The sequence below is a fragment of the Pseudomonas sp. SK2 genome (assembly GCF_016772395.1).
Taxonomy (GTDB): domain Bacteria; phylum Pseudomonadota; class Gammaproteobacteria; order Pseudomonadales; family Pseudomonadaceae; genus Aquipseudomonas; species Aquipseudomonas taiwanensis.
Window position 1 is genome coordinate 160,597 of the sequence record NZ_CP061944.1, and the last position, 22,816, is coordinate 183,412.

At 61.6% G+C, this 22,816-nt stretch carries 7 protein-coding genes and 1 rRNA gene; 5 read left to right on the forward strand and 3 right to left on the reverse strand.

Translation table 11 applies throughout. The features are described from left to right. The first annotated feature begins 7 nt into the window (after window positions 1-7). Window positions 8-123: ribosomal RNA gene (gene rrf, locus IF103_RS00750) — 5S ribosomal RNA — on the forward strand. Window positions 124-218: 95 nt separating this feature from the next. On the opposite strand, the gene IF103_RS00755 is transcribed toward rrf, so the two are convergent. Then, window positions 219-908 (reverse strand): GntR family transcriptional regulator, encoded by a 690-nt coding sequence (locus IF103_RS00755; RefSeq protein WP_023378070.1) that lies wholly within the window; start codon window positions 906-908, stop codon window positions 219-221. Between the two features lie 220 nt (window positions 909-1,128). On the opposite strand from IF103_RS00755, the gene IF103_RS00760 reads away from it, so the two are divergent. Then, window positions 1,129-1,800 carry a transglutaminase-like cysteine peptidase gene (locus IF103_RS00760; protein WP_202675800.1) on the forward strand — a complete coding sequence of 224 codons (672 nt, stop codon included), beginning with the start codon at window positions 1,129-1,131 and terminating at the stop codon, window positions 1,798-1,800. Between the two features lie 10 nt (window positions 1,801-1,810). Further along, window positions 1,811-3,754 carry a cyclic di-GMP receptor LapD gene (lapD, locus tag IF103_RS00765; protein WP_027907836.1) on the forward strand — a complete coding sequence of 648 codons (1,944 nt, stop codon included), beginning with the start codon at window positions 1,811-1,813 and terminating at the stop codon, window positions 3,752-3,754. A gap of 76 nt (window positions 3,755-3,830) precedes the next feature. Here lapD and IF103_RS00770 read toward each other — a convergent pair whose 3' ends face one another. Together IF103_RS00770 and IF103_RS00775 are read right to left on the reverse strand one after the other, a co-directional pair. Next, window positions 3,831-4,172, reverse strand: a complete 342-nt coding sequence (locus IF103_RS00770; RefSeq protein WP_023378073.1) for a hypothetical protein — start codon at window positions 4,170-4,172, stop codon at window positions 3,831-3,833. 81 nt (window positions 4,173-4,253) lie between these two features. Then, window positions 4,254-18,452 carry a retention module-containing protein gene (locus IF103_RS00775; RefSeq protein WP_202675801.1) on the reverse strand — a complete coding sequence of 4,733 codons (14,199 nt, stop codon included), beginning with the start codon at window positions 18,450-18,452 and terminating at the stop codon, window positions 4,254-4,256. A 548-nt stretch (window positions 18,453-19,000) separates the two neighbouring features. Between IF103_RS00775 and IF103_RS00780 the strand changes: the two genes are divergently transcribed. Together IF103_RS00780 and IF103_RS00785 are read left to right on the forward strand one after the other, a co-directional pair. Further along, on the forward strand, window positions 19,001-21,157 hold the full coding sequence (locus IF103_RS00780) for a type I secretion system permease/ATPase (protein WP_023378075.1): 2,157 nt from the start codon (window positions 19,001-19,003) through the stop codon (window positions 21,155-21,157). Continuing rightward, window positions 21,147-22,523, forward strand: a complete 1,377-nt coding sequence (locus IF103_RS00785; RefSeq protein ID WP_104882317.1) for an HlyD family type I secretion periplasmic adaptor subunit — start codon at window positions 21,147-21,149, stop codon at window positions 22,521-22,523. Before IF103_RS00780 ends, IF103_RS00785 begins: the two co-directional genes overlap by 11 nt. The last annotated feature ends 293 nt before the right edge of the window (window positions 22,524-22,816 follow it).

The window sequence follows — 22,816 nt, forward strand, 5'->3', positions numbered from 1 at the left end:
AGAATTTCTTGACGACCATAGAGCATTGGAACCACCTGATCCCATCCCGAACTCAGCAGTGAAACGATGCATCGCCGATGGTAGTGTGGGGTTTCCCCATGTGAGAGTAGGTCATCGTCAAGATTCAAATCCAGAGCCCCTGTCTGCGTTGCAGACAGGGGCTTTGTCCTTTTGGGCTTATCGTCACGTCAATTGCTAAGCGCTTCAGGTGAGCACACTTAGCGGGCCGTTTGCTTGTCCAGGTAGGCCCTGATCACACGAGCGGCTGTATTGAGGTGCTTTTCCAGCACCGTGACCGCTTCGTCCACCAGCTTGTCGCTGGCTGCATCGACCAAGGCGTTGTGGTCATCCTGGGTCAATTTGCCCAGCCCCATCGAAGACAGATGGAAGCGCAGGAAGCGTTCTTCTTCGTTGAGTTCATTCTCGATCAGCCGCAGCAGTTTTTGGTTCGGCGCCTTGTTGTACAGTGCCATGTGGAGCAGCCGATTGAGACGACCGATTTCGGCGTGGCTGGTTTCGCTTTCCAATTGCTGGATATACCCACGGGCCTGAGCAATGTCATCGGCATTGAGCAGGGGGATCGACTGGCGCAATGCCTCGGATTCCAACAGTACCCGCAGTTCGTAGGTATCGACTGCATCTTCACCGATCAAGGGCGCAACCACGGCCCCTTTATGCATTTCCACCTTGAGCAGGGACTGCGCTTCCAACTGACGTAAAGCTTCACGCACTGGCATGCGGCTGACACCGAACAGGGTCGCGAGCTCCTGTTGGCGCAGGGCTGTTCCCGGAGGCAAACGACCGTCTAGGATGGCACTGCGCAAGCGTTCTTCGATCACGCTACGGGCCAGGTGTGCTGGTACCTGTTCGCTGGCCAGCACTTTGCTCAGTTTGAATTTCTCGGCCACGCGAAGTCTGCCTCGACGATTAAAGTTGGATCCAATTACACTAGTGACGAGCAAGGAGGCTTGTCAAACCACTGCCCACACAGCAGGGAGCGCCCCAAAACCGCGGGTATGGTGGAGCAAGTCGCCTACCAAAGAAAGCAATACACATATCGAGTTAACGATAAAGTTAGATTAGCCCGACTATCGGCATCGTGATTGCATCGCGCCATTGTCTTTTGCCTTGGCAGGCCGCACCATCGCTGCATTAGGCTGGCCTGAACAGGTCTTCGCAGTGGCGATATCCTGGATACTTAAAACCGTCTTGCGTTGTTTCGGCCTTGCCACGTTGCTGGGGGGCTTGTTGCTGGGCGCTCTGCACGCCGACTGGGATTTCTCCCAGATCAGCCGCAAGTCTCAGGCGCTCTACGGCCCCCTGGGTGCCGGAAAGGCCCGTATCGATGCCTGGCAGCAGTTGCGTTACGTCGAAGACATCGACTTGTGGCGTGAGGTCGATTATTGGGCAACGCCCATTCAGGCCTTGATCAAAGGCGCTGGCGATTGTGAGGACTACGCTATCGCCAAGTACTTCAGCCTACGGCGTATGGGCATCCCCAGTGAAAAGCTGCGCATCACTTACGTCAAAGCCTTGCGGCAGAACAGGGCTCACATGGTCCTGACCTATTATTCAAGCCCACAGGCCCAGCCGCTGGTACTCGATAGCCTGATGGATGCCATCAAGCCGGCGAGCCAGCGTCCTGACCTGTTACCGGTGTATGCCTTCAACGGCGAGGGCCTGTGGCTGACCGGTACCACGGGCAACAAGAAGGTAGGGGATACCAAGCGCTTGTCGCGTTGGCAGGATCTGTTGAAAAAAATGCAGGCCGAAGGGTTCCCGGCCGAACCGGTTTACTGAGGGAGCGCAGATGTCACTGTTCAAACAATTGCTGTTGGCCATTTGCTTGTTCCTGGTGGTCGCTTTCAGTGGAAGCTTCGTGGTCAGCCTGGAAAGCTCGCGCAGCCAGTACGTCAACCAGTTGCGTTCACACGCGCAGGATGCAGCCACTGCATTGGCCTTGTCGCTGACACCCAATATCGACGACCCTGCGATGGTCGAGCTGATGGTCAGCTCGATTTTCGACAGTGGCTACTACGCAAGCATCAAAGTTGTCGATCTGGACTCCAACGCCACCTTGGTCGAGCGCCACGCCGAGCCCGACAGCAGTGGTGTGCCGAGCTGGTTCGTGCGCATGATTGGCCTAGAACCCGCAGGTGGGGATGCCATCGTCAGCCGCGGCTGGCAGCAGGCCGCGCGCGTCGAGGTGGTGAGCCACCCCATGTTCGCCGTCGCCAAGCTCTGGCAGAGTGCGTTAGGCAGCCTCGGCTGGTTGTTGCTGTGTGGTGCGGCTAGTGCGGTGCTTGGCGCGTTGTTGCTGCGTCGGCAACTGCGACCGTTGGACTACATGGTGGAGCAGTCCCATGCCATTGCCCGCCGCGAGTTCCTCACCTCGCCGCTGCCACGTACCCCAGAATTGCGCCGTGTGGTGCAGGCCATGAACCAGATGGTCGAGAAGCTCAAGGCATTGTTCACCGAACAGGCCGAGCGAAGCGAGCGACTCCGAGCAGAGTCATACCAGGACAGCCTCACTGGCTTGTCCAATAGACGTTATTTCGAAATGCAGCTCAATGCCAAGGTGAGCAACCTTGAGGAAGCCCGAGCCGGCTATCTGTTGTTGCTTCGAGTGCAGGATCTTGCAGGCCTCAATGCCCGATTGGGTGGCCAGCGGACGGACCAGTTGCTGCAGGCGGTGGGTGAGCACCTGCGCCGTACCTGTGCCGGTTTTCCCGAAACCAAAGACCTGATTTCTCGCAGCCGTGGAGGCGAATTCGCCGTGCTTGCACCAGGCATGGTGCATGAAGAGGCGGTGAAGCTGGCCCAGGCACTCGAAGCTTCGTTGCACAGTCTGCATGACACTGGGGCCAGCGATGTCGCTCCGGTCGCCTGTATCGGCTTGGCACCCTACACCCCAGGCGATGCACCGCAGGCACTGCTAACACTGGCGGACGAGGCCCTGGCAAGGGCTGAGAACCAACCGACACCGGGCTGGGTGTGCCTTGAGCAGGGCGCGGCGGCCGTGGCCGGGGACAGCCAGCACGACTGGCACTCGCGCCTGGACAAGGCCTTCGTCAACGGCCATTTCGAATTGTTCTTCCAGCCCGTGGTGGACTGCCAATCCACTGAAGTAGTGCTGCACCATAAAGTTATTTCCCGACTTGACGACGGGCGTGGCGAAGCACTGACGGCGGGCCGTTTCCTGCCCTGGCTTGAGCGCTTTGGCTGGATGGCCCGGCTGGATCTGCTGATGCTGGAGAAAGTGCTCGCCCACCTGCGTGGCCATGACCAGGTGCTGGCGCTGAACCTGTCCGGGGCAACCCTGGCCGATCCCGAAGCCCTGAGGCGAGTCTATGAGCTTCTGGGCCAGAACGTTGCTTTAGGGCCACGGCTGATCTTCGAGATCGGAGAGGAGCAACTGCCCGAACAATCGATGCTCGAGCAATTGACCCGGCGCCTGCGTGGGTTGGGCTTCGGCCTCGCGTTACAGCGCTTTGGCGGACGTTTCAGCATGATTGGCAACCTGGCTAATCTGGGCCTTGCCTACCTCAAGGTGGACGGAAGCTACATCCGCAACATCGACCAGGAACAGCACAAGCGCCTGTTCATCGAAGCCATCCAGCGGGCGGCGCATGGCATCGACTTGCCACTGATCGCCGAGCGGGTAGAGACGGAAGGGGAACTGAGCGTCCTGCGAGAAATGGGGGTAGAGGGCGTTCAAGGACAACTGGTGGGCGAACCTGCGCCCTGGCGATGAGTACACGGGCATCCTAGGAGCCGGCTTGCCGGCGATTGGGCCAGCAAAGACAGCGGCTCCTGCATCCCCCCCGCCCTCAGATCAACCCACCTTCGCTTTCCTCCTCGATCAGGTTGTTCAGGCTGCCCAATGCCCTACGGGCCGTTGAGCGGTTGAGCAGCTTGGCCTGGGCGCCGACGGGCAGGTCGGTGATGCTGATCACCCCCTTGGTGGTCAGCACCTCGATCAGGTCCTCGAGCACCCGGATCATGTCCAGATCACTCTGCTTGAGTTGCTTGAGGCTGTTTTCGACGACGTCGTCGGCAAACCACTCCTGGATCTCGGCATGGTCGGCCGGGAGGATTTCCGCGAAGCCCTCGAAGGGGGCGGCCTCGACCCGCAGCAACTCCCCTTCACTGTCGCGTTGCACGTAGAACATGGCATCCGTCCTCGTCACTTGGGTTCCTTAACGGTTGGGCTATGCGCAGCTTAGGCAAAGTTCCCGAGCTGCGCCTGCCGGTCAGTTATTGGAATTGTCGATCTTGATGGTCGGGTCGGCACCGCTTATGAGCGAATTGATCGTGGTGTTGGACAAGTTGACCCCTTCCAGCTTGATCGAGACATCGGCATTGGCCAGCCCCCCGGCAGCATTGAGCTTGCCCTCCGTGCTGATTTGCAGGGTCGACTCACCGCCAACGGTGGTGATCTTCAGGTAGTTGTCGATCGTCGATCCACGCTCCCCCTGCAGAAGGTCGCTCAGGTCAAGACGGTCGCCCTCGCTCATTTTGAAGTCCTTGATCACATCCTGGCCGATGTCGCCGAGCTTCCAGACGAAGGTGTCCGCGCCGGCGCCGCCGCTGAGGATGTCGTTACCCTTGCCGCCGGTCAGGGCATCATTGCCGGCTCCGCCAAACAGCAGGTCGTTGCCGTCGCCCCCCAGCAGGGTGTCGTTACCCGCGCCGCCCAGGAGGATGTCATTGCCCTTGCCGCCATCGAGGTAGTCGTTCCCGCCCTGGCCGAAGATGATGTCGTTGCCAGCACCTCCCATCAATGTATCGGCACCGTCGTTGGCGCGGGAGATATCGAACTCGGAGTAATGCTCGGAAACGTACTTGTGCATCGTTCGCGCATCCACGTCGCCCGCATCCACACCGAGCTTGAGGGCAACATAGGTCTGGATCGCTTCCACGCCGGTGCCAGGGATCGAGTCGAAGGTGACAAGGTCACCGAAGATGATGTCGTGGCCATCGCCGCCATCGACTCTGTCCGAGCCGGGCTGTGTCACTTCGGTGTGGCCAAGGATGGCCTCCGCCAGTTTGCTGGGGTCGATGTTCGATTGCGGCGTCTTGTCCGAGTCGAAGGGTTTCAGATCGTTCGTATCGACGCCGCTGTTCAGGCCGATTGCCTCCACTACCGACAGCGCCGCGAGAATCTTGAAACTGTCGTTGGAGTTGTTCAACGTTGCATCATTGGTGGTGTTGCCAGTACCTGCGCGAGTCGACAGCTCATAGCCGCCATTGCCTTCGGCGCGAATCGTGCCGCTGGTCACGGTGTTCCACTTGTAGCTCCAGGTCAGTAGGTCGAAGCTGCCGCGCGTCTCGGCGGTCAGTTTGCCGCTGCTGTCGATCGATACCCGGTTGGTGGTGTCGAGCTGGTAGTTCGTGACAGTGTCACCAGCCTTGTAGTTGATGCTACTGAGGAAGGTATCGAGTTTCACGCTGCTGTTGGCCAGGTTCGGGTTGGCTTGCTCGCCGGTCTGGTAGTAGGTCGGTTGGCCGTCGGTGATGAAGAACGTCTGGTTGCTGCCAGTGTTGCCGGCATTTTTGAGATTCTGGAACCAGTTGGCGGTGGTCTTGAAGGCGTCCTCGTAGTTGGTGCCGCCCTCTGAGCTCATGGTGCCCAGGGCGTTGAGCAAGGTCTTGAGCCCGGCGTCATTGAGGGTAACCGAGATGGAACTCTTGACCTGCGTGGCGAAGTCCACCAACAGAATGTTCACCGTGCCCGATTGTGCACCCTTGACGCTGGCGGCCAAGGTCCGGAACACCGACTCCATGGAGGCTTTGGCGGCATCCACACCGGACGCCCCCATGCTGCCCGAGGTGTCGACGATGAACGCGATGTTGTAGTCCTTCCCCGCCACGACGTGCAGGCCTGTCACATCGGCGACGATGAGATCGTTGTTCACGGTACCGGTCGCGGTGTCGCTATCGGTACCCAGGTTGCTGGAGGTGTAGCTTTCCGGGTAGACGGTGACTTTAACCGAGCCTTCGTTGATGGCTTGGCTGCCTCCCACGCCTTCTTTGGAGGTGGAGGTGATCTTCACGTCGAACTGGCCAGAGTAGTAAGCCGGTGGCTTGATCGCCAGACTGCCCAGGTTCCAGCCAGTGACATCGACCGCCGTTGCACCCACGGTGATGCTGTGTGCCGCGTTGTCGCTCACCACCGAACCTGCCGGAATCCCGGCAAGCTTGACGCTCAAGGTTTCCGAACCGTCGGTATCGGTCAGGCTGGTGCTGATGCCCACCAGCTTGACGCTGCCGTTCTCTGGTCCTTCATTGAGCTTGTAGCCATCGTAGTAACCCTGGCCATTGCTGCCATGCAGGTCAGACACCGTCACCCCGGCGTTAGCCAACTCGGTGACGTTGGGGTACATCGGGATAGTCGCACTGTTGAAGTCGCCGACCGAACCGTTGCCGACCTTGATGTTGATGTCGTAGCTGCCTGGCCCGGCCTGGTTGGCGTGGTAGATCTCCAGGGTGTAGTAGCCGCTAGCGCTGGGTGTAAAGCTGCCCGAGACATTGCCGCCCGCACCCCAGGTGGCGGTGACCACCGTCTTGCCGCCGATATTGACCAGCAGACTGTCATCAGCCGTGCCGCTGAAGGTATAGGTCTTGCCGGCTTCCAGATAGATCAGGCCCGAAGTTTTCGAGCCGGACTGGGCGGCGACGCTGGCCTCGGACTGCACATTGGTCGTGGTTTCGCTCTTGCTCGCACTGCCGGAGTTGGCGAACACGGATTTCAACGCATCACCGGTGATACCGTTGCCGCTGTTGGTCAAGCCGGTGAGGGTGTTCCAGGTTTCTTTGGTCAGGCCTAGGGAGTTGACGTTGTTGTTGCCAATGTTCAGCTCAGGTTTGTCGGCGACGGGTGTGATGTCCACCTTCAGCGTCGCCTCGCTACCTGGGCTGCTGCCGTCGGTGGGCTTGTATTTGACCTGGGCATAATCGGCCTGCTTGTTGCCCACGCCGGAGCCGCCGTAGCCATCGGCCCCCGACTGATTGGTCAGCGGTACGAACTTGAGTTTGCCTGCAGCGATGTCTGCCTGGCTGATGGTCTGGTTGACCGTCACGTTCACCCAGGCCGTGCCGTTGAAGTACTTCAAGTTCCCGAGGTCAGGCAGCTTGGTGATAGTCACCCCAAGGTTTGCGGCGGAGCTGTCGACGTCGGTGATGTTGAAGTCACTCCAGTTCAGCACCAGATCGGTGTCCTCCGAGCCAGTGGCCGCCCCACCTGTGGTGACTGGCGCATCGTTGACCGCAACCACATTGACCGTGGTGGTGGCCGTGTTGGAAACGTTGACCCCATCGGTCACGGTAACGGTGATCACGCGGGGTGTAGTGCTTGGGTCGTCGCTGGTGTTGACGAAGGTGATGTTCTTGATGGCCTGCATGTAGTCTGCCAGCGACGCTGCACCGCTCAAGGTGAGCACCACTTTGCCGTCGGTCACGCTTGATGTGACGGTGATGCCGTTGACGCTGTTGCCGAGGTTGAGCGCATCGCCAGGCTGGCGATTGGTCAGGGTGACGGTAGCGCCGGTCAGTTGGCTGCTGTCGAAGTCGGTGATGGAGATGTCCAGGTCACTGATGGAATTGCCGTTGCCGTTCTCGGTGAAGGTGGTCTGGTAGTCCGCGCCGTTCTTGCCGCTGGAGTCGTTGGCATCGAGGTCCAGCACTGGGGCGGGTTCATAGATCTGGGTCGTGACACTGGATGCACCGGCGTTGATCACAAGGCCTTCGAAGTTGCCGCCTGTGGCTGAGTCGATCTTCACATTGATCTGTTCGGTGCCCTCATTGATGGCGTCCTTGAGGGTGGGGATAGTGAAGGTTGCCTGGGTGCTGTTGGCCTTGATCACCACAGTTGCGACGCCGGTGTAGTCGACGCCATTGGTCGCCGTACCGCTATAGCTCAGTTTGACGGTGACGTCAGTTTGCGGGGCATTGCTCAGGGTCAGGGTGTAGGTGGCATTGTTGCCCTCGGCCACTGCCGCGCTGCCGGAGATCCCTAGTGTGGTGTTGTTCAGGGTATCGGAAACGGCCGTGACCGCTGGCGCCGGGTTGACCACGAGGTTCTCGAAGTTGCCGCCACTGGTATTGGTGATCGTGGCACTGACTGGTCCAGCGTCGATGTAGACGTCATCGGAAGGTGCGGCCACCGTCACGCTGCCGGAGGATTGGTTGGCGCCGATGGTGATGGTCTGGCCGTTGCTCAGGGTTAAGGTAAGCGCGGTTTGCGCAGGGTTGGTCAGGGTCGCGGTATAGACGATCTGGCCGCCCTCTGTCACGGTAGGTGTGGCCGTCAATGTGACGGTGGTGGTCTCCTGTACATCGGTGACTGTACTGCTGACCGGGCTATTGTTTGCCACCAGGTTTTCGTAGTTGCCGCCGCTGACATTGCTGATGCTGTTGGTGACTGGCGCGTGTCCTTGGTAGACGTCGTTGGTCACGGCACCGGTGGCAGTGCCGGAGCTTTGACCGACCGGGATGGTGATGGTTTGACCGTTGGCCAAGGTAACCACCACTGGACTACCGGTGACGGGGGCGCCGACGCTGGCGGTGTAGATAATGGTCCCGCCTTCGGCGACGCTTGGCGTGGCGGTCAGGGTGACCGTGGTGGTGTCTTGAACATCGGTCACGGAGGTGCTGACCGGTGCCGGATTGGCGACCAAGTTCTCGTAATTACCCCCGCTCACCCCGGTGATGCCGTTGGTGACTGGCGCGTGCCCTTGGTAGACGTCGTTGGTCACGGCACCGGTGGCGGTGCCGGAGCTTTGACCGACCGGGATGGTGATGGTCTGGCCGTTGGCTAAGGTCACCAGCACTGGACTACCGGTGACGGGGGCGCCGACGCTGACGGTGTAGACGATGGTCCCGCCTTCGGCGACGCTCGGCGTGGCGGTTAGCGTGACGGTGGTGGTGTCCTGAACATCGGTCACGGAGGTGCTGACCGGTGCCGGATTGGCGACGAGGTTCTCGTAATTACCCCCGCTCACCCCGGTGATGCTGTTGCTGACGGGCGCGTGCCCTTGGTAGACGTCGTTGGTCACGGCACCGGTGGCGGTGCCTGAGCTTTGGCCGACTGGAATGGTGATGGTTTGGCCGTTGGCCAAGGTGACCACCACTGGACTACCGGTGACGGGTGCACCTACAGAGGCGGTGTAAATAATCGTGCCACCCTCGGCCACCGATGGCGTGGCGGTCAGGGTGACCGTGGTGGTGTCTTGAACATCGGTGACGGTGGTGCTCACCGGCGTCGGATTGGCGACCAGGTTCTCGTAGTTACCGCCACTCACCCCGGTGATGCTGTTGGTGACCGGTGCCTGCCCTTGGTAGACGTCGTTGCTCACGGCGCCGGTGGCAGTACCGGAGCTTTGCCCGACCGGAATGGTAATGGTCTGGCCGTTGGCCAAGGTGACCAGGACCGGCGAACCTGACACTGGCGCATTGAGCGTGGCGGTGTAGATGATCGTCCCGCCTTCGGCGACGCTCGGCGTGGCGGTCAGGGTGACCGTGGTGGTGTCTTGAACATCGGTCACGGAGGTGCTGACCGGTGCCGGATTGGCGACGAGGTTTTCGTAGTTGCCGCCGCTGACATTGCTGATGCTGTTGGTGACTGGCGCGTGCCCTTGGTAGACGTCGTTGGTCACGGCACCGGTGGCGGTGCCGGAGCTTTGGCCGACTGGAATGGTGATGGTTTGGCCGTTGGCCAGGGTGACCACCACTGGACTACCGGTGACGGGGGCGCCGACGCTGGCGGTGTAGATAATGGTCCCGCCTTCGGCGACGCTTGGCGTGGCGGTCAGGGTGACCGTGGTGGTGTCCTGAACATCGGTGACGGTGGTGCTGACCGGTGCCGGATTGGCGACCAAATTCTCGTAATTGCCCCCGGAAACGTTGGTGATGCTGTTGGTGACTGGCGCGTGCCCTTGGTAGACGTCGTTGCTCACGGCGCCGGTGGCAGTACCGGAGCTTTGGCCGACTGGAATGGTGATGGTTTGGCCGTTGGCCAGGGTGACCACCACTGGACTACCGGTGACGGGGGCACCTACAGAGGCGGTGTAAATAATCGTGCCACCCTCGGCCACCGAAGGGGTGGCGGTCAGGGTGACGGTGGTGGTGTCCTGCACATCGGTGACGGTGGTGCTGACCGGTGCCGGATTGGCAACCAAGTTCTCGTAATTACCCCCGCTCACCCCCGTGATGCTATTGCTGATGGGAGCGTGCCCTTGGTAGACGTCGTTGGTTACGGCACCGGTGGCGGTGCCGGAGCTTTGACCGACTGGAATGGTGATGGTCTGGCCGTTGGCCAGAGTGACCACAACCGGGCTGCCGGTGACGGGAGCCCCCACACTAGCGGTGTAGACGATGGTCCCGCCTTCGGCGACGCTCGGCGTGGCGGTTAGCGTGACCGTGGTGGTGTCCTGAACATCGGTGACGGTGGTGCTGACCGGTGCCGGATTGGCGACCAAATTCTCGTAATCGCCACCGGATACGTTGCTGATGCTGTTGGTGACTGGCGCGTGCCCTTGGTAGACGTCGTTGGTCACGGCACCGGTGGCGGTACCGGAGCTTTGGCCGACTGGGATGGTGATGGTCTGACCATTGGCTAAGGTCACCACCACTGGACTACCGGTGACGGGTGCACCTACAGAGGCGGTGTAAATAATCGTGCCACCCTCGGCCACCGATGGCGTGGCGGTCAGGGTGACGGTGGTGGTGTCCTGCACATCGGTGACGGTGGTGCTGACCGGTGCCGGATTGGCGACCAGGTTCTCGTAGTTACCGCCACTCACCCCGGTGATGCTGTTGGTGACTGGTGCCTGCCCTTGGTAGACGTCGTTGGTCACGGCACCGGTGGCGGTGCCTGAGCTTTGGCCGACTGGAATGGTGATGGTTTGGCCGTTGGCCAGGGTGACCACCACTGGACTACCGGTGACGGGTGCACCTACAGAGGCGGTGTAAATAATCGTGCCACCCTCGGCCACCGATGGCGTGGCGGTCAGGGTGACGGTGGTGGTGTCCTGGACATCGGTCACGGTGGTGCTGACCGGTGCCGGATTGGCGACGAGGTTCTCGTAATTACCCCCGCTCACCCCCGTGATGCTATTGCTGACGGGAGCGTGTCCTTGGTACACGTCGTTGGTCACAGCACCGGTGGCCGTGCCGGAGCTTTGACCGACTGGGATGGTGATGGTCTGGCCGTTGGCCAGGGTGACCACAACCGGGCTACCGGTGACGGGAGCCCCCACACTCGCGGTGTAGACGATGGTCCCGCCTTCGGCGACGCTCGGCGTGGCGGTTAGCGTGACCGTGGTGGTGTCCTGGACATCGGTGACGGTGGTGCTCACCGGTGCCGGATCGGCGACCAGGTTCTCGTAGTTACCGCCGCTCACCCCCGTGATGCTATTGCTGACGGGAGCGTGTCCTTGGTACACGTCGTTGGTCACAGCACCGGTGGCCGTGCCGGAGCTTTGACCGACTGGGATGGTGATGGTCTGGCCGTTGGCCAGGGTGACCACAACCGGGCTGCCGGTGACCGGTGCGCCAATGCTCGCGGTGTAGATGATGGTTCCACCCTCGGCCACCGAAGGTGTGGCGGTCAGCATGACCGTTGTGGTGTCTTGAACATCGGTGACGGTGGTGCTCACCGGTGCCGGATCGGCGACCAGATTCTCGTAGTTACCGCCGCTCACCCCCGTGATGCTATTGCTGACGGGAGCGTGCCCTTGGTACACGTCGTTGGTCACGGCACCGGTGGCGGTGCCGGAGCTTTGGCCGACCGGGATGGTGATGGTCTGGCCGTTGGCTAAGGTCACCACCACTGGACTACTGGTGACGGGGGCGCCAATGCTCGCGGTGTAGATGATGGTTCCACCCTCGGCCACCGAAGGGGTGGCGGTCAGGGTGACGGTGGTGGAGTCCTGCACATCGGTGACGGAGGTGCTGACCGGCGCCGGATCGGCGACTAGATTCTCGTAATCGCCACCGGAAACGCTGGTGATGCTGTTGGTGACCGGTGCATGGCCTTGGTACACGTCATTGGTCACAGCACCGGTGGCGGTGCCGGAGCTTTGACCGACTGGAATGGTGATGGTCTGGCCGTTGGCCAGAGTGACCACAACCGGGCTGCCGGTGACCGGTGCGCCAATGCTCGCGGTGTAGACGATGGTCCCGCCTTCGGCGACGCTCGGCGTGGCGGTCAGGGTGACCGTGGTGGTGTCTTGAACATCGGTGACGGTGGTGCTGACCGGTGCCGGATTGGCGACCAGATTCTCGTAATCGCCACCGGAAACGTTGGTGATGCTGTTGGTGACTGGCGCTTGCCCTTGGTAGACGTCGTTGCTCACAGCGCCGGTGGCCGTGCCGGAGCTTTGACCGACTGGAATGGTGATGGTCTGGCCGTTGGCCAGGGTGACCACAACCGGGCTGCCGGTGACGGGAGCCCCCACACTCGCGGTGTAGACGATGGTCCCGCCTTCGGCGACGCTCGGCGTGGCGGTTAGCGTGACGGTGGTGGTGTCCTGAACATCGGTGACGGTGGTGCTGACCGGCGTCGGATTGGCCACCAGATTCTCGTAATCGCCACCGGAAACGTTGGTGATGCTGTTAGTGACTGGCGCTTGCCCTTGGTACACGTCGTTGCTCACAGCGCCGGTGGCCGTGCCGGAGCTTTGACCGACTGGGATGGTGATGGTCTGGCCGTTGGCCAGGGTGACCACAACCGGGCTACCGGTGACGGGAGCCCCCACACTCGCGGTGTAGACGATGGTCCCGCCTTCGGCGACGCTCGGCGTGGCGGTTAGCGTGACCGTGGTGGTGTCCTGAACATCGGTGACGGTGGTGCTGACCGGTGCCGGATTGGCGACCAGATTCTCGTAATCGCCCCCGGAAACGCTGGTGATGCTGTTGGTGACTGGTGCGTGCCCTTGGTAGACGTCGTTGCTCACAGCACCGGTGGCGGTGCCGGAGCTTTGACCGACCGGGATGGTGATGGTCTGACCATTGGCTAAGGTCACCACCACTGGACTACCGGTGACGGGGGCGCCGACGCTGGCGGTGTAAATGATGGTCCCGCCTTCGGCGACGCTCGGCGTGGCGGTTAGCGTGACGGTGGTGGTGTCCTGAACATCGGTGACGGTGGTGCTGACCGGTGCCGGATTGGCGACCAAATTCTCGTAATTGCCCCCGGAAACGTTGGTGATGCTGTTGGTGACTGGCGCGTGCCCTTGGTAGACGTCGTTGCTCACGGCGCCGGTGGCAGTACCGGAGCTTTGGCCGACTGGAATGGTGATGGTTTGGCCGTTGGCCAGGGTGACCACCACTGGACTACCGGTGACGGGTGCACCTACAGAGGCGGTGTAAATAATCGTGCCACCCTCGGCCACCGATGGCGTGGCGGTCAGGGTGACGGTGGTGGTGTCCTGCACATCGGTGACGGTGGTGCTGACCGGTGCCGGATTGGCGACCAGGTTCTCGTAGTTACCGCCACTCACCCCGGTGATGCTGTTGGTGACCGGTGCCTGCCCTTGGTAGACGTCGTTGCTCACGGCGCCGGTGGCAGTACCGGAGCTTTGCCCGACCGGAATGGTAATGGTCTGGCCGTTGGCCAAGGTGACCAGGACCGGCGAACCTGACACTGGCGCATTGAGCGTGGCGGTGTAGATGATCGTCCCGCCTTCGGCGACGCTCGGCGTGGCGGTCAGGGTGACCGTGGTGGTGTCTTGAACATCGGTCACGGAGGTGCTGACCGGTGCCGGATTGGCGACGAGGTTTTCGTAGTTGCCGCCGCTGACATTGCTGATGCTGTTGGTGACTGGCGCGTGCCCTTGGTAGACGTCGTTGGTCACGGCACCGGTGGCGGTGCCGGAGCTTTGGCCGACTGGAATGGTGATGGTTTGGCCGTTGGCCAGGGTGACCACCACTGGACTACCGGTGACGGGGGCGCCGACGCTGGCGGTGTAGATAATGGTCCCGCCTTCGGCGACGCTTGGCGTGGCGGTCAGGGTGACCGTGGTGGTGTCCTGAACATCGGTGACGGTGGTGCTGACCGGTGCCGGATTGGCGACCAAATTCTCGTAATTGCCCCCGGAAACGTTGGTGATGCTGTTGGTGACTGGCGCGTGCCCTTGGTAGACGTCGTTGCTCACGGCGCCGGTGGCAGTACCGGAGCTTTGGCCGACTGGAATGGTGATGGTTTGGCCGTTGGCCAGGGTGACCACCACTGGGCTACCGGTGACGGGTGCACCTACAGAGGCGGTGTAAATAATCGTGCCACCCTCGGCCACCGAAGGGGTGGCGGTCAGGGTGACGTTGGTGGTGTCCTGAACATCGGTGACGGTGGTGCTGACCGACGTCGGATTGGCGACCAAATTCTCGTAATTGCCCCCGGAAACGCTGGTGATGCTGTTGGTGACTGGCGCGTGCCCTTGGTAGACGTCGTTGGTTACGGCACCGGTGGCCGTGCCGGAGCTTTGACCGACCGGGATGGTGATGGTCTGGCCGTTGGCCAGGGTCACCACAACCGGGCTGCCGGTGACGGGGGCGCCAATGCTCGCGGTGTAGATGATGGTTCCACCCTCGGCCACCGAAGGGGTGGCGGTCAGGGTGACGGTGGTGGTGTCCTGGACATCGGTGACGGTGGTGCTCACCGGTGCCGGATCGGCGACCAGATTCTCGTAATCGCCACCGGAAACGCTGGTGATGCTGTTGGTGACTGGTGCGTGCCCTTGGTAGACGTCGTTGCTCACAGCACCGGTGGCGGTGCCGGAGCTTTGACCGACCGGGATGGTGATGGTCTGACCATTGGCTAAGGTCACCACCACTGGACTACCGGTGACGGGGGCGCCGACGCTGGCGGTGTAAATGATGGTCCCGCCTTCGGCGACGCTCGGAGTGGCGGTTAGCGTGACCGTGGTGGTGTCCTGAACATCGGTGACGGTGGTGCTGACCGGTGCCGGATTGGCGACCAGGTTCTCGTAGTTACCGCCACTCACCCCGGTGATGCTGTTGGTGACCGGTGCCTGCCCTTGGTAGACGTCGTTGCTCACGGCGCCGGTGGCAGTACCGGAGCTTTGCCCGACTGGAATGGTGATGGTTTGGCCGTTGGCCAGGGTGATCACGACCGGGCTGCCGGTGACCGGTGCGCCAATGCTCGCGGTGTAGATGATGGTTCCACCCTCGGCCACCGAAGGTGTGGCGGTCAGCGTGACCGTGGTGGTGTCTTGAACATCGGTGACGGTGGTGCTCACCGGTGCCGGATTGGCGACCAAATTCTCGTAACTACCCCCGCTCACCCCGGTGATGCTGTTGCTGACCGGTGCCTGCCCTTGGTAGACGTCGTTGCTCACGGCGCCGGTGGCAGTACCGGAGCTTTGGCCGACTGGAATGGTGATGGTTTGGCCGTTGGCCAGGGTGATCACGACCGGGCTGCCGGTGACCGGTGCGCCAATGCTCGCGGTGTAGATGATGGTTCCACCCTCGGCCACCGAAGGTGTGGCGGTCAGCGTGACCGTGGTGGTGTCTTGAACATCGGTGACGGTGGTGCTCACCGGTGCCGGATTGGCGACCAAATTCTCGTAATTACCCCCGCTCACCCCGGTGATGCTATTGCTGACCGGTGCATGGCCTTGGTAAACGTCGTTGGTCGTGGCACCGGTGGCGGTGCCGGAGCTTTGGCCGACTGGAATGGTGATGGTTTGGCCGTTGGCCAGGGTGACCACAACCGGGCTGCCGGTGACCGGTGCTCCTACACTCGCCGTGTAAATGATGGTCCCGCCTTCGGCGACGCTCGGCGTGGCGGTTAGCGTGACCGTGGTGGTGTCCTGAACATCGGTCAAGGTGGTGCTGACCGGTGCCGGATCGGCAACCAGGTTCTCGTAGTTACCCCCGCTCACCCCGGTGATACTGTTGCTGACGGGAGCGTGCCCTTGGTAGACGTCGTTGCTCACAGCACCGGTGGCCGTGCCGGAGCTTTGACCGACTGGGATGGTGATGGTCTGGCCGTTGGCCAGGGTGACCACCACTGGAGTACCGGTGACGGGTGCACCTACAGAGGCGGTGTAAATAATCGTGCCACCCTCGGCCACCGATGGCGTGGCGGTCAGGGTGACCGTGGTGGTGTCTTGAACATCGGTGACGGTGGTGCTCACCGGCGTCGGATTGGCGACCAGATTCTCGTAATTGCCCCCGGAAACGCTGGTGATGCTGTTGGTGACTGGTGCGTGCCCTTGGTAGACGTCGTTGCTCACAGCACCGGTGGCCGTGCCGGAGCTTTGGCCGACTGGGATGGTGATGGTCTGGCCGTTGGCCAGGGTGATCACGACCGGGCTGCCGGTGACCGGTGCGCCAACGCTCGCGGTGTAGATGATCGTGCCACCCTCGGCCACCGATGGCGTGGCGGTCAGGGTGACCGTGGTGGTGTCTTGAACATCGGTGACGGTGGTGCTCACCGGCGTCGGATTGGCGACCAGGTTCTCGTAGTTACCCCCGCTCACCCCGGTGATGCTGTTGCTGACCGGTGCCTGCCCTTGGTAGACGTCGTTGCTCACGGCGCCGGTGGCCGTGCCGGAGCTTTGCCCGACCGGGATGGTGATGGTCTGGCCGTTGGCGAGAGTCACCACGACCGGTGAGCCCGTCACTGGCGCATCGACCGTGGCGGTGTAGACGATCGTGCCGCTTTCGGCCACAAATGGGGTGGCGGTCAGGGTCACTGTCGATGTATCCGGGGTATCAGTAACGGTCGTCACCGCAGGTGTGCCGTTGATGGTGAGGTTCTCGAAGTCGCCGCCCGTGGCGCTGGTGATGCGCGAACTGACGACCCCGGCATCGATATAGCGATCATCGCTCGGCGCCGGCACGCTGACACTGCCTGAGGTCTGGTTGGCCGCGATGACGATGCTAACGCCATTGCTCAGGGTGACGGTGACCGCGGACTGGCCGGGGTTGCTGAGGGTCGCGGTGTAGATGATCTGGCCACCTTCGGCAACGTTTGGGGTTGCGCTTAGGGTAACCGTGGTCGTGTCCTGCACATCGGTGACCGTGGTGCTCACTGGCGTTGGATTGGCGACGAGGTTCTCGTAGCTACCGCCGCTCACGCCAGTGATGCTGTTGGTGACTTGCCCCTGCGATTGATACACATCGTTGCCCACCGGCACGCTGATCGTGCCGCTGCTTTGGCCAACCGGGACAGTGATGGCTTGCCCGTTGGCGAGCGTGACCACCACCGGACTACCCGTCACAGGCGCCGAAAGACTCGCCGTGTAGACGATGGTGCCGTGCTCGCTCACCGATGGTGTCGCAGTAAGAGTAACCGTGCTGTCGTCGGTCGAGTCGTTGACGACTGTCAGGGCAGGGGCCGGATTGACCTCCAGGTGTTCGAAGTTGCCTCCGCTCGCCGAGGTGAGGCTGGCACTGAGCGTCGTGCCGCCCTTGTACACATCGTTGGCGGTCTGCAGCGTTACGCTGCCACTGGTCTGTCCAGCCCCGATAGTGATGACTTGGCCGTTGGACAGCGTCAGTGTCACGGCCGTCTGCGCGGGGTTGCTCAAGGTTGCGGTATAAGTGACAGTCCCTCCCTCGGTGACCGCCGGGCTGGCAGTGAGGGTCGCGGTGGTGGTGTCCACCGTATCGACCACGCGCGTGGTGGCGGGGGTGCCATCGATGCTGACCGGCTGGCCACCTCCGCGGGTCCCGCTGATGCTCGCCGACACCGCGTGGTCATCGACATAAACCGTATCGTTGGCAGGAACCGCTACGCTCACCGAGCCGCTGGTTTGCCCGGCGGCAATGACGATGACCGCGCCATTGGACAGGGTCACTGTGAGGTCGCTGAGCGGTGCCTGGCCGACAGTGGCGACATAGACGATCGAACCCCCAGCCTCGCTGATCGAAGGAGTGGCGCTCAAGACTACGGCCGTGCCCGCAACAACTGGATCGGAAGGCGTCGTCGTATTCGAAGCCTGTAACCCTGCGAACTGCTCGAGGCTCAGCGCGTCGCTGAAGTCCAAGGGGCCGGTGGTATAACCCACGGTGGGTGCGACTGCGCCCGCAGTTGCCTCCAGCAGCACGAAGCTGTGTCCGCCACCGAGAGCGCCGCTACCGCCCGCGGCGCTTGGCCCGGCAGCGGTTGCCTCCAACGCAGTGGTCGGGTCGACACCAGCCTGGATCGCCTGCTGCAACTGTTCGACCGAGGGTGCTGCCTGCGCCGTTGCCTGGCTCAAATCGGTGCTGCTGTCTGGCGTTTCGGCGCTCCATTGGCTGTCACGCCCCAAGTCCACGTAGCGACCATCGGCCAGCTGCAAGGTGACGGCGCCACCCGGCCCGGTCAGCACTTGCTCACCCGCATACAGGCGGTCACCTTCGATCAGCAGGCGTCGGATGCCTTCTGGGGATACCGCGATGACTTGGCCAACTATGCTTTTGACGATGGCAACCACAGTGCTCATAGGGCTCTCCCGATAATCCCGATGCGTGTCTTCCATGACCGACCGATGGGTGAAATCAGCCGATGTCGAAGGTGCGGCGAAATGCAGTTAGTGTTTAATTATCAATGTGTCGAAGTCTTTCCCGTTCAAACGGCGGAACGTGGCGAACTATTGACTCCCCAGTCTCATCGCAGGACTTGGGCAATCTAATGTCATATCGTTAATTCGCTTGTTGCCAACTCTTACTTTTGTATTAGTTGGAATGTGAGCTCTTGGGCTTGGTGATCATTTAGTAACGACTTCCTGACCCGCACCCGGGTTGGTGCGCTGTATCTCAAGGGCGGCGATACCTTTTGTCATAGCGCTGTGTGGGCGATTTATATGTAACTTTTGGCTTGCGCCCATGGCGCCAGGCGTTAGTCTTTGAAGTAGTGTTGCCTGGCAACATGCGCCTGTACGAAATACTCAATGCACGCATGAACCTTTGGGTTGCCAAGGCGTCACCTGAAAGAACATCGGGCCATGGTTGACGGATTGTTACCCTCAACCACCAAGGAAGAGAGCGCCACGTGGAATCCGAAGTCGGTCGAGTCCAACTCAGTCACGATCCGCGTAGTCAGCACGACGATCCCCTGCTGGACTGTCTGCTGACCTTGTGTGTGTTGCATCAAAAGCCCGCCAGTCGGGTGATGCTGACCACCGGATTGCCACTGCCTGCCCAGCGCCTGTCCCCCGAGTTGCTACCCCGTGCCGCAGCCCGCGCCGGGTTGCAGGGGCGCTTGCTGCAGCGCAGGTTGGAGCAGATTCCCAGTATCGCCATGCCCGCCATATTGTTGCTCAAGGAGGGCCGCGCCGCTGTTCTGCTGGGCTGGGAAAACGCCGACACGGCACGCCTGCTGCTCAGCGAGAGCGACGGTGGCGAGGTCCTGGTCAGCCGCGAAGCATTGCTTAGTGATTACAGTGGCCGTGTGTTCTTCGCCCAGCCGCAGCACAAGTTCGATGTCAACCACGGCAACCTCATCCCACGAGCCCGCTCCTGGTTCCGCGATACGCTGCTGCGCAGCAAATGGCTTTACATCGACGCCATCGCCGCCAGCCTGGTCATTAACCTGATCGCTTTGGCCGCACCACTGTTCGTGATGAACGTGTACGACCGAGTCGTACCCAACCAGGCCACCTCCACCCTCTGGGTATTGGCGGTGGGCATCACCGGGGCCTATGTCTTCGACCTTATCCTCAAGGGATTGCGCAGCCTGTGCCTGGACCTGGCTGGCAAGAAGACCGACCTGATCATTTCGGCGACGCTGTTCGAGCGCATCGTCGGCATGGCGATGAAGTATCGCCCGGCGCGGGTCGGCAGTTACGCGCAGAACATCCACGAATTCCAAGGGCTGCGCGACTTCCTGGCCTCGTTGACGCTCACCAGCCTGATCGACCTGCCGTTCACCCTGATCATCCTCATGGTGATCGCGATCATCGGGGGGCACCTGGTATGGATTCCCGTCCTGGCCTTCCCGTTGGCCCTGGGTATCGGCTACGCCTTGCAGAAGCCCTTGATGGCAACCATGGAAAAGACCATGGCACTGGCCTCCGAGCGTCAGTCGAGCCTGATCGAGACCTTGGCGGGCCTTGACGCGGTCAAGGTCAACAACGCCGAAAGCGAACGTCAGTACATGTGGGAGCAGACCCTCGGCACCCTCAGCCGCCTGGAGCTACGGGTCAAGGTGCTGTCGGGTCTGGCCATGAACATCACCCTGTTGATCCAGCAACTGGCCGGGGTCGCGATGATCTGCGTCGGCGTCTACCTCATCATCGACGGCAGCCTCAGCATGGGTGGCCTGGTAGCCTGCTATATGCTCAGCGGCCGTGCGCTCGGACCGCTGGGCCAGCTTAACGGGCTGCTGGCGCGCTACCAGCAGGCGAAGGTGACCATGGCTGCCACCGACCAGATGATGGAGCTGCCTCAGGAGCGCAATTTCGAAGAGCGTCCGCTCAGGCGCCAGGTGCTGCAAGGCGCCATCGAGTTCCGTGGTGTTGATTTCACCTACCCCAACCAGCAGAACCAGGCACTGAAGAACGTCAGCCTTACCATTCGCCCAGGGGAGAAGGTGGGCATCATCGGACGCAGCGGCTCGGGCAAGAGCTCGCTGGCCAAACTCATCGTCGGCCTGTACGAAGCTTCCAACGGTTCGCTGTTGGTCGACGGGGTGGACATTCGCCAGATCGACGTCAGCGAACTGCGCCACAACATCGGCTACGTGCCCCAGGATATCCAACTGCTGGCCGGCACCCTTCGCGATAACCTGGTCAGTGGTGCCCGCTACATCGAAGACGAGATGATCCTGCAGGCCGCCGAGCTGTCCGGCGTGCATGAGTTCGCCCGCCTGCACCCCGATGGCTACGAGCTGCAGGTTGGCGAGCGCGGGCAGAACCTTTCCGGCGGCCAGCGCCAGAACGTCGCCCTGGGCCGGGCACTGCTGCTCAACCCGCAGATCCTGTTGCTCGACGAACCGACCGCATCCATGGACAACACCGGCGAAGAGCGCCTCAAGCAGCGCCTGCAGGCGGTCATCGAAACCAAGACTGTGGTGCTGGTGACCCACCGCGCTTCGCTGCTGTCGCTGGTCGACCGGCTGGTGGTCATCGACCGTGGCCAAGTGGTTGCAGACGGTCCGAAAACCGCCGTCATGGATGCGCTGAAGAAGGGGCAGATCAGTGTCGCTTAAGCTCGATATCGGTCACCTCAAGGACCACCTGCGGCGTTACTTCAAAGGCTCGGATTCGCTCCGTGGGCAGCCGCTGCCCGAGGTCAACAAGGCGCTGATCGAAGATGCCCCGCGGGTGGTGCGCATGACCATCTGGGGGGTGATCACCTTCTTCATTTTCCTCATCGTCTGGGCCAGCTTCGCGCCCATCGACGAAGTGACGCGGGGCGAGGGCAAGGCGATTCCGTCGTCCAGGGTGCAGAAAATCCAGAACCTCGAAGGAGGTATCGTCGCCGAAATCTTCGCCAAGGAAGGGGAGATCGTCGAAGTGGGCGAGCCACTGTTACGCCTGGACGAAACCCGCTTCGCGTCGAACAAGGGCGAAACCGAGGCCGATCGCGTGGCCATGGCCCTGCGTGTCGAACGCCTGAGCGCCGAGGTTGAAGGCACGCCTCTGAACATCGACCAGAAACTGCGCGACGCAGCGCCCAGCCAGGCCGCGAGCGAAGAGTCGCTGTACCAGAGCCGACGTCAGCAGCTAAGCGATGAGGTGGGGGGCTTGCAGCAACAGTTGGTGCAGCGCCAGCAAGAGCTGCGCGAGTTCCAGTCCAAGCACGACCAGTACGCCAGAAGCCTGCAGCTGCTGCGTCAGGAAATCAGCATGTCCGAGCCACTGGTGGCCAAAGGCGCGATCTCCCAGGTCGAGATCCTGCGCCTGCGTCGTTCGGAGGTAGAAACCCGCGGCGAGGTCGATGCTACGGCCCTTGCCATTCCCCGCGCCGAGGCGGCGGTGAAGGAGATCCAGAGCAAGATCGAGGAAACGCGCGGCAAGTTCCGCAGTGATGCCCTGACCCAACTCAATGAAGCCCGGACCGAACTGAACAAAGCCACCGCTACCACCAAGGCGCTCGACGATCGAGTCAACCGCACCGTGGTCACCTCGCCGGTGCGTGGCATCGTCAAGCAGTTGCTGGTCAATACGATCGGCGGCGTGATCCAGCCGGGCAGCGACATCATGGAAGTGGTGCCGCTGGACGACTCCCTGGTCATCGAGGCCAAGATTTTGCCCAAGGACATCGCCTTCCTGCACCCGGGCCAGGAAGCCATGGTCAAGTTCACGGCCTATGACTTCACCATCTATGGCGGCCTGGAAGCCAAGCTCGAACAAATAGGCGCCGATACCATCCTCGATGAGGACAAGAAGACCACTTACTATCCCATTCGTCTGCGCACCGAGCGCAGTCACCTCGGCAGCGACGATAATCCGCTGTTGATCATCCCTGGCATGGTAGCCACGGTCGATATCAAGACCGGCAAGAAAACCATCATGAGTTACCTGCTCAAGCCGATCATCAAGGCGCAGACCGAGGCGCTGCGGGAGCGTTAGGCGCTTTGCAAGCGTCGGCGGAATGCGTTTGCGGGCGGCTGGCGAGATCTGGGGTTACCGGCGAAATTTGACCTTGGTCACACAAATCGTTCGGCAAACGTGTGCGCCCGCGTCGTTACATATCATGTTGACACTACTTTTCCGAAGTGCTGTAGAATTGACGTCCTAAACCAAGCCTGCCTTCGCATATGTCGTTTTTTTGACGCCTCCTTTTCGTCATTAAGCCGCAGTTGCTCGTGTGCGGCTCTAACCCTCGAAATAGCTTCATCTAGAATTCAGAGTCAGAGTTTTGA

Bases quoted from the DNA above. Each gene is read 5' to 3' on its own strand.
- IF103_RS00770 (WP_023378073.1), bottom strand. From the start codon at position 4,172: ATGTTCTACGTGCAACGCGACAGTGAAGGGGAGTTGCTGCGGGTCGAG.
- IF103_RS00775 (WP_202675801.1), bottom strand. From the start codon at position 18,452: ATGAGCACTGTGGTTGCCATCGTCAAAAGCATAGTTGGCCAAGTCATC.
- lapD (WP_027907836.1), top strand. From the start codon at position 1,811: ATGTCACTGTTCAAACAATTGCTGTTGGCCATTTGCTTGTTCCTGGTG.